This window comes from Mesorhizobium sp. M5C.F.Ca.IN.020.32.2.1 (assembly GCF_004023105.1).
Classification (GTDB): Bacteria; Pseudomonadota; Alphaproteobacteria; order Rhizobiales; family Rhizobiaceae; genus Mesorhizobium; species Mesorhizobium wenxiniae.
Map to the genome: position 1 here is coordinate 1 of NZ_RZSX01000270.1, position 7181 is coordinate 7181.

Genomic DNA, 7181 nt, shown 5'->3' on the forward strand with positions numbered 1-7181 from the left:
ATGTCTTTCCATCCTGATCTATGCCTTCGGCGTGGGAGTTCTCCGACTATCTTCGTCAACAACAGCTGCACATCCTTCGCGATGCCGGCCAGCTTGGCTTTGACGAGGGCCGTCATCGGGGTGGCCGGATCGACCGCTGCGACCTCACGCAACAATTAGTCGGGCCAGCCGGGAGTGCTTTGATCCAACGCAATGAGCAGGCAAGATCGGGTGCCGATTATCGCCACCAAAAGGAGACCAGGCGGTGACGATCCGAAATCTCGAACATGCAGCACGTCCGAAGTCAGTTGCCGTCTTTGGCGCTTCTGTGCGTGACGGCGCCGTTGGACGTGTCGTCTTTGACAACATCGTCAATGGCGGTTTCGAGGACGAGCATTGCACTCTATCCGGAATTCCTAGCCAGGATCTCACCTGACGATCTCCGCCTGCGTTCCTGTCGCCACGGAAGAGTTTTTCCGACCAAATGTTGAAGAGGCTGACCCAGCTCGACTATGATCGCGACATGGCCTTCGTTGCGCTCGAGGCGGACACTGGCGCTCTCGCAGGCGTCAGCCGTCTTTCCTGCGATCCGGACCATGCCGTCGCCGAATACGCCTTGCTCGTTCGCACTGACCTGCAGGGCCATGGTCTCGGCTGGGAGTTGCTCAGACAGGTCATAGACTATGCAAAGGCTGATGGGATCGGTCGTATCGAAGGCATGATGCTCAGCGAAAATACCAGGATGCTGGCCATGTGCCGCGAGTTTGGTTTTTCAGTAAGCCATCATCCCAGCGAGTCGGGTCTATCATTGGCGACGTTGGAACTCGGCTGAATTGGCCGCCGGCAGTTCAGGATGCCGTCTTGAGCGGATCGACCTTCATCGAGGCGGTCGCCTCCGAATAGCTCACCAACTCTCTGGCGATGTGGCCGAGCTTCTGGTCGGCGTTGATCTTGTGCCAGGCAGACTGGATGGCATTTCGCTGCAATTACCGAGAAAGGACATCTACAGTGGCGTCGGAAGGACCGCCCCTTCGCTCGCTGATCCGTCGCCAGAGAAGAAGTGGATCTGCCTCGAGCCAGAATCCGGCAAAGGCGACCCCTCTGCTGCTTGCCGCCTTCTCGATCCGGTCACGGTCCGCCGGTCTGTCGAAGACGGCATCGGCAACCACCGAACCGCCTTCGGAGAGGATCAGGCCGGCGCGCCATGCCATTTCGCGGTAGACGCGTTCGGAGAACTCCGGTCGATAAGCCCTGTCCGGCAGTCTGGTTTGGGCGGGCACCCCATGCATCGCTTTGCGGATGCGGTCGCTCTCGACAATGCGCGCGCCGGGCGGAGCGCCGATATGTGCGGCGAGTAGCTCGGCGATGGTGGTCTTGCCGGAACCGCTCAAGCCGCCGATCGCGATCAGGCGAGGGGGCTTTTCCCGGAGAAGTTCCTGGGCCAGTGCGAAATAAGATCTGGCTTCGGCAACCAGCCTCGCTGAATCGGCACTACCTTCCTCGACCTGCGTCGCGGTGACATGCGCGCGCACCGCGGCCCGCACGGCCATGAAGAAAGGCAGGAGGGCGAAACCGTCCTCGTCGTCAGCCTCGTCGAGGTACCGATTCATCACGAGATTGGCCAGATCGGGAAAGCCGCGGTGCCAGAGGTCCATCAGCAGGAAGGCAAGATCGTAGAGCACGTCGGTGCTGGCGATCTGGTCATTAAATTCGACGCAGTCGAAAAGACGCGGCTCGCCGTCCATCACACAGATGTTGCGCAGATGCAGGTCTCCGTGGCAGCGTCGGATTTTGCCCGCTGCCTCGCGTCGGTCGAGCAGCCCGGAATGACGTTCAAGCGCGGTGCGAAAGCTCTCGGTGAGTGTTTTGATCTCTGCTAGCTCGAAAACACGGCTGGTGGCAAAGCCAGCTTCGTTTATATCGAGCACATCTGCCAGGTTCGACGAGCCGCTGCCGTCGTGAATCTGCGGTACACCGCGATGATATTGGACGATCATGCGCGCGACTGCCGTCGTCAGCGCAGGCGTCAGGTCACCGCCAACGGCCATCCGGTCGAGGAGCTTCGACTGGTCGAAGCGGACCATCTCGATGACCGCATCGACCAGTTCGCCGGCTCCGTTCAGGGCGAGCCCGTCGCCGGCTTGTCGTGTTATGCGCCTCACACCGAGGTAAAACGCCGGGCGCCGTCTTCGAATTGAGCTCCACCTCCTTCTCGCACGCCGCAAGGCGGAGAGCGGCCGTCGAGAAGTCGACATAGCGCAGCTTGACCGCCCGCTTCATCTTGAAAGCACGGCGCCCAACCAGGAAGATACGCGAGATATTGTTTCGATCGCTTCGACCGCGTCGTTTCCGCCATACGTGGCGGGGTTCATCAGCATGGAAGTCACTGATTCCAGGTCTTCAACGATCATCGCGTGGTCCCCGATTGTTTCGGCCCTTTCACTCGTCCCTACCGCTGTAGCGTCTGGACGTAACCAGCCAAGTTGTGGATGCGTTCCTCGGTGACGCTCTCTCCGGCTTTCGGGCCGTATTTCTTTGCATCGTCGGGAAGGAACTGGCGGCCCCATACGGGCATCTCACGGTCGCCATGCTCCGGGACGATAGAGCGGCCGTCGATCGTTGCGAAAACTAGCCAATAAGGAAATTCGCCGCCATTCCGTTTTGAGAGACGCGTCAGGTCGGCCGGGCGCTTCAACAATTCGTCGGCCAATGGTCCATCACCCTTGCCCTCCAGGCCGTGGCAAACGGCGCAAGAATTCAGATACTCCGCCTGGCCATAGCTCATTTCTTGCGCGATGGCCGAATTGCAGGTCGCGTTGGCGAGGGCCGCAGCAATAAAATGGAGTTTCATGTCCGCCTTCACCATTTGATCGCTGGAAGCTTACTCCGCTAGCGCATACGCACGTTGATCCGGATCAATCGTGCTGGATGCTTCTTGATTCAACGCAAAGTTCACCAAGGGCCGTGCCGATACAGTTCGTGCGACAGTCGCATTTCGACGCAAGATCAGGAGCTGCCGCTATGTCTTTCAAAACGATACTTACGGTCACCGGGCCCGGTTTCGGGAATAACGACATCAATCTTACGGCCGAGCTTTGCGAGCAAGTCGACGCGCATCTTTCGGTGCTCGTCGCAGCGTTTGCCGCGCCCATGCCTTTGGTCGGCGTCGAGGTGGTTTCCGAAGTCTGGTTGCAGGAGCGGGAGCGAGACATGCAGCGGCTCGAGGCGAGGACCATGGCGGTCTCGGCACTTCTCGCCAATAGTGCGCTGTCCGTCGATGTTTCCAGCGAATATTCCGAACTTGTCTGGGGTGACGAAGCCATTGGCCGCCGCGCCCGCTATGCGGATCTGACGGTGATCGGCCCCAATGTGCTCGCTGACGAGACCTTGAGGGAGAAGACAATCGAAGGGGTGCTGTTTTCGTCAGGCAAGCCGTTGCTGCTCGTTCCCGACGGTAGTTCTCCAACCCTTAAGCCGAAGCATGTTCTGGTTGGTTGGGACTCAAGCATCGAAGCCTCTCGGGTCGTTCGGGAATCACTTGATATCCTTGTGGGCGCGAACGACGTGCACCTCACCTTGATCGATCCTGTTGAAGGCGAGGGCCACCACGGAGCTGAACCCGGAGCCGATGCCGCAGCCTACTTGGCGCGACACGGCGCGAAGGTTACGGTCGACCGGCTGCCGAGTTTTAACCGTTCGGTTGCAGAAGTGCTGCGCCAGCACGCAATCGATGTTTCCGCCGATTTGGTCGTCATGGGTGCCTATGGTCATTCGCGGCTGCGCGAGCGCATTTTCGGCGGCGTCACCAACTCAATGCTTGACGGCCCGTCGCTTCCCGTTCTCATGGCGCGTTGAACAAACCTCTGATCGCAAAGCGAAGGGCCGGCGCGATGCACCGGCCCTATCGTTTTCTAGCCAGTCCTGTCCAATAACGATACTATTCCACGGCTTCCCGACCGGACACCTGCTGCACTAGGATCCGAAAGAACACATGCGGCGTGCCGACCGACACCTCGGGCGTGATCGGCTTGAGGGCGCCAGGCTCCCACCAGTCGACGTGCTTGCTCAACACTGACCATGCATGGTCGCGCTGAAGCTTGGAGCCGATCCGATCCGGCAGTTCTTCGTATCGGCCGTCGACAACCACGCTTCTCCAACCCCTCCCTTCGCTGCGTTCGTCGACCTGAACGCACACCAGCGGATTGGCTCGCATCCAGTCGATCTTCTTGCCCGGAATGGAGAACGCATAAAGATGGTTGTCGGCGTGAGCGTAGTATATCGGCACGACATAGGGTTGCCCGTCCTTCGTGCATGCCAAGCGGCCGACACGATTGGCCGTCAGCAATCTCGTACATTCCAAGGCAGAAAGTGTGCGGACCAGCATCGGTGCGATCTCCTGTTTTGACCGGACCATATTCCTCCCGCCATGGCGGTCATTGATCGCGATCAAGAACTCGGCTCGTCACAGGCGGCATCGACACGCTCTCAGGAAGAGTTCGCATTAGGCGACTTCGGAAATGATTCAGATCAAGGCGCGACATGGCCCTTGCAGGGATCATGACAGGATGTGGAAGCCAATCCTAAGCGCTCCGTTCGATCGTGATCTCGAACTCGCCGTCTTCGATGAAGACGGCGAGCATGCGCTTGTATTTCCCTGCGTAAAGCGACGAGAAGGCTGGAAGAACGCAGCGACCGGCGCGCGTGTCGACATCCACCCGACCCACTGGCGCGATTGGCAGTCGGAGAGCGTGCCGACGAGCAACGATAGACCTATCGGTGGCTCTATTTAGTGTCTGCATTCCACGACCAACGCCATGCGCACGAGATGCGACAGGCTGTTCGCACCCATCTTGCTCATCACATTGGCGCGGTGGATTTCGACCGTGCGCGGGCTGATGCCCAGGTCATAGGCGATCGTCTTGTTAGGCAGACCTGATACAAGCCCTTCCAGCACCTGCCGCTCCCGTTCCGACAGTGTCGACAGACGTCCATGGACTTCTGCGGATTGGGGATGGGTTGCATTCGTCTGGTTGCGGTTCTCCAACGCAGAGCGGATCGCATCGATCAGAATATCGTCGTCGAAAGGTTTTTCGATGAAATCGGCGGCACCTTCTTTCATCGCCTGAACGGCGAGCGCAACATCGGCATGACCAGTCATGACAATGACCGGAAGCGAATGTCCGCGGGATCTGAGCTGTCGCAGGAACTCGATCCCGTCAATGCCGGGCATGCGAACGTCCGTCACGATACAGCCGTCGAGATTGCCCGTCGCTGCGGCCAGAAAAGCTGTCGCCGATTCGTATAGGCGTACAGCGAAATCAGCCGTCGCCAGAAGAAAACCAAGCGACTTGCGAACATCGACGTTGTCGTCGACCACATGCACAAGATCGTTACCGGCCATTGGCGACTTCTTCCTTCTGCACGATGCGCAGGGTGAACCGGAAAGCGGTTCCTCCAGCGGGCATTGCCTCGGCCCAGATGTGACCACCGTGCGATTCGACGATAGTTCGGCAAATGGAGAGGCCAACGCCCATGCCCTGCTTTTTGGTGGTGACGAATGGTTGGAAAAGCTGGGCAGAGACTTCCGGCGCTAGTCCAGTGCCTGTGTCGATCACACTCACCTCGGCCATTCCGTCATCGCGGGCGACGGTTACGACGTGCAGCTCACGGCGTGGTGCTCCTTGCATGGCTTCCACCGCGTTTCGCATCAGATTGAGCAGAACCTGCTGGATCTGGATGCGGTCGGTCAAGACCAATTCGGCGGCCGGATCAAGCTTGTAGCTGACGCGCACATCTATTTCTCTTGCCCCGACCAAGGCCAGGGAGGAGGCTTCTTCAATTACTGCCGGCAGGCGTTCTACCTGACGCTCACTCTCACCTCTGGCGACGAAGTCCCGAAGATGGCGAATGACATCTCCAGCCCTCAAGGCTTGGTCGGCTGCCCTTTCAACCGCTTCCCTCAGCATCGGTGCATTATCATCAGTGCTTTTTTCGAGAAGCCGTCGGCTGCCTTTGAGGTAATTCGTAATGGCCGTGAGCGGCTGGTTGATCTCATGTGCCAACGTCGAGGCCATTTCGCCGAGCGCGGTAAACCGCGCCATATGGAGAAGCTCCTGCTGCTGCTCCTGTATTCTGGCCTCTGCCTTGTGGCGTTCGGTCAGGTCGCGGCAGAAACCGGTAAAGAAGCGACCGGTCCCGGGATGCATCTCACCGACCGAAAGTTCCATGGGAAAGGTCGAGCCATCCTTGCGCATTCCGGTGACCGTGCGGCCGAGCCCGATGATCCGGCGCTCTCCGGTCGTCAGGTAGCGGTGCAGATAGGCATCATGCTCTTCGCGATAGGGCGACGGCATCAGCAGACTGACATTTTGACCGAGGACTTCGCTCGACTCATAGCCGAACAGCGTTTCGGCAGCCGTACTGAAGGATTGAATACGGCCTTGTTCGTCGATGACGACCATTGCGTCGGGCACCGTCGCCAGGATCGAGCGCAAATGATCTTCGCGCAATCGAAGGGCGGCGTTTGCATAGGAAAGCTCGCTGACATCGGTGCCTTCGACAAAAATAGCCGTGATGCGACCATCGTCGGCCTTGATGGGCTGATAGACGAAATCGAGAATACGCTCTTCGGTCGGCTCGTCATCCTTGTTGCGGAGGGCGACTTTCACCCCCCGGCCTCTGTAGGGTTCACCGGTTTCGTAGACCTGGTCCAGCAGCTCGTAGAAACCCTGGCCTTCGAGCTCGGGCAGGGCCTCACGAACGGACTTTCCAATCACGTGCCTCTGGCCAATCAACCGTTGATAGGCGGCATTGGTCAACTCGAAGACATGACCTGGTTCACGCATCAACGTCATGAAACCCGGGGCCTGCTCGAACATCTGGGAGAGCCGGTCGTGTTCGGCCGTGGCCCGCCTTTCGTCGCGAACGCCGGTCGACAAGTCACGTGTTTGTTTGTCGTCCAAGTGAAGTCCTTTGATCGGGAACCCGGAACGCAGTCTAGTTATCACTCATCTTTCTTCCTGCACATCTCCTCCCGCAATGCAAAACCGATCAAGCCAGAGAGTCGTGATCGACTGGTAGGTGGTGTTTTGACTCGCATCAAGGCGTCGAGTGCCGGCGGATGCACTTCATCATCGCATTCAAACGCTCCAGCGAAAGGCGTCCGCAATGTCCTACAAGTCAATTATCGTGAACCTTGCAGT

7 protein-coding genes and 2 pseudogenes are annotated in these 7181 nt (G+C 58.8%); 2 read left to right on the forward strand and 7 right to left on the reverse strand.

Translation table 11 applies throughout. The features are described from left to right. Positions 1 to 377: 377 nt before the first annotated feature. Positions 378 to 811 (forward strand): annotated as a pseudogene (locus tag EOA86_RS15420) (GNAT family N-acetyltransferase); the annotation flags it as partial. A gap of 16 nt (positions 812 to 827) precedes the next feature. Here EOA86_RS15420 and EOA86_RS38650 read toward each other — a convergent pair. The 3 genes and pseudogenes from EOA86_RS38650 to EOA86_RS15430 form a co-directional block, all read right to left on the reverse strand. Continuing rightward, positions 828 to 965 (reverse strand): hypothetical protein, encoded by a 138-nt coding sequence (locus EOA86_RS38650; protein WP_164891766.1) that lies wholly within the window; start codon positions 963 to 965, stop codon positions 828 to 830. Positions 966 to 968: 3 nt separating this feature from the next. Further along, positions 969 to 2390: pseudogene (locus EOA86_RS15425) on the reverse strand (AAA family ATPase); the annotation flags it as partial. A gap of 38 nt (positions 2391 to 2428) precedes the next feature. Beyond that, positions 2429 to 2845, reverse strand: coding sequence for a cytochrome c (locus EOA86_RS15430; RefSeq protein ID WP_245497270.1), 417 nt, complete (start codon positions 2843 to 2845; stop codon positions 2429 to 2431). 344 nt (positions 2846 to 3189) lie between these two features. On the opposite strand from EOA86_RS15430, the gene EOA86_RS15435 reads away from it, so the two are divergent. Then, the gene (locus tag EOA86_RS15435) at positions 3190 to 3834 is read left to right on the forward strand and encodes a universal stress protein (protein ID WP_348633348.1); all 645 of its coding nucleotides are present in this window, start codon (positions 3190 to 3192) and stop codon (positions 3832 to 3834) included. Positions 3835 to 3916: 82 nt separating this feature from the next. Here EOA86_RS15435 and EOA86_RS15440 read toward each other — a convergent pair whose 3' ends face one another. From EOA86_RS15440 to EOA86_RS15455, 4 genes are all read right to left on the reverse strand, one after another. After that, positions 3917 to 4363 (reverse strand): pyridoxamine 5'-phosphate oxidase family protein, encoded by a 447-nt coding sequence (locus EOA86_RS15440; protein WP_128342411.1) that lies wholly within the window; start codon positions 4361 to 4363, stop codon positions 3917 to 3919. Positions 4364 to 4559: 196 nt separating this feature from the next. After that, positions 4560 to 4694 (reverse strand): hypothetical protein, encoded by a 135-nt coding sequence (locus EOA86_RS41510; RefSeq protein WP_348633349.1) that lies wholly within the window; start codon positions 4692 to 4694, stop codon positions 4560 to 4562. A 71-nt stretch (positions 4695 to 4765) separates the two neighbouring features. After that, positions 4766 to 5380, reverse strand: coding sequence for a response regulator FixJ (fixJ, locus tag EOA86_RS15450; RefSeq protein WP_128342414.1), 615 nt, complete (start codon positions 5378 to 5380; stop codon positions 4766 to 4768). Continuing rightward, entirely contained in the window at positions 5370 to 6857 is a 1488-nt protein-coding gene (locus tag EOA86_RS15455) for a PAS domain S-box protein (RefSeq protein WP_245497271.1), read from the reverse strand. The genes fixJ and EOA86_RS15455 overlap by 11 nt, the downstream gene beginning before the upstream one ends. Positions 6858 to 7181 lie beyond the last annotated feature (324 nt).

What these genes read in the sequence shown, in the direction of transcription:
- EOA86_RS15435 (WP_348633348.1), top strand. Translation starts at nt 3,190, where the DNA reads ATGCAGCGGCTCGAGGCGAGGACCATGGCGGTCTCGGCACTTCTCGCC.
- EOA86_RS15430 (WP_245497270.1), bottom strand. Translation starts at nt 2,845, where the DNA reads ATGGTGAAGGCGGACATGAAACTCCATTTTATTGCTGCGGCCCTCGCC.
- EOA86_RS15440 (WP_128342411.1), bottom strand. Translation starts at nt 4,363, where the DNA reads ATGCTGGTCCGCACACTTTCTGCCTTGGAATGTACGAGATTGCTGACG.
- fixJ (WP_128342414.1), bottom strand. Translation starts at nt 5,380, where the DNA reads ATGGCCGGTAACGATCTTGTGCATGTGGTCGACGACAACGTCGATGTT.
- EOA86_RS15455 (WP_245497271.1), bottom strand. Translation starts at nt 6,857, where the DNA reads ATGTTCGAGCAGGCCCCGGGTTTCATGACGTTGATGCGTGAACCAGGT.